This is a genomic window from Vibrio sp. 1641, from assembly GCF_033339995.1.
GTDB lineage: Bacteria > Pseudomonadota > Gammaproteobacteria > Enterobacterales > Vibrionaceae > Vibrio > Vibrio alginolyticus.
The window spans coordinates 1-709 of sequence record NZ_JAWOVP010000173.1 but is presented as its reverse complement, the minus strand read 5'-3'; the positions used below and the strand labels follow the sequence as shown (position 1 = coordinate 709).

The following is a 709-nucleotide window of genomic DNA, read 5'->3' as shown; positions in this document are numbered from 1 at the left end:
GAAGCTTAAGGGATGAACATGAAAAAGATTGAAGCGATTATCAAGCCATTTAAATTGGATGATGTTCGAGAAGCACTTGCTGAAGTAGGCATCACAGGGATGACCGTTTCTGAAGTGAAAGGTTTTGGTCGTCAGAAAGGCCACACTGAGCTATACCGCGGTGCGGAATACATGGTGGACTTCCTACCAAAAGTGAAACTGGAAATTGTTGTTACTGAAGATGTAGCAGACAAATGCGTAGAAACCATCATCGAAACCGCGCAAACAGGTAAGATTGGCGATGGTAAAATTTTCGTAACGGATGTTGAGCGTGTGGTTCGTATTCGTACTGGTGAAGAAGACGAAGACGCGATTTAAGATTTCACTACAATTGCATTTTTGATTAAGCTAAAAGGGAGCCCAATAAGGCTCCTTTTTTATTTCATGCATTCAGGTACGCTCTCATGTTTAAGCGTTTTGTTCTCTCTTTAGCCTTTCTAATCATGGCTGCGGTAGTGAGTTTTCAAGTCATCTTTACCGTACCGGAACATCCACAGATCATCACACAAACTGGATCTGAAATTACCGAAGACATTCGATGTATAGAGTTTAGCGGAGCAAAAGCTCTGGACGATAACGGTGAACTCAACCTTTTAGTTTGGAACATCTACAAGCAAAATCGCGCTAACTGGCAATCTGAGCTGGAGTTGTTCTCGGCAGATAAGCAATT

1 protein-coding gene and 1 pseudogene are annotated in these 709 nt (G+C 42.2%); both read left to right on the top strand.

Translation table 11 applies throughout. The annotated features are described in order from the left end of the window. The first annotated feature begins 18 nt into the window (after window positions 1-18). Window positions 19-357, top strand: a complete 339-nt coding sequence (glnB, locus tag R7Z47_RS24880) for a nitrogen regulatory protein P-II (RefSeq protein ID WP_005436810.1) — start codon at window positions 19-21, stop codon at window positions 355-357. 86 nt (window positions 358-443) lie between these two features. Continuing rightward, window positions 444-709: pseudogene (locus R7Z47_RS24875) on the top strand (hypothetical protein); the annotation flags it as partial.

Excerpts from the sequence above, each read along its gene's own strand:
- glnB (WP_005436810.1), top strand. The coding sequence starts at position 19 with ATGAAAAAGATTGAAGCGATTATCAAGCCATTTAAATTGGATGATGTT.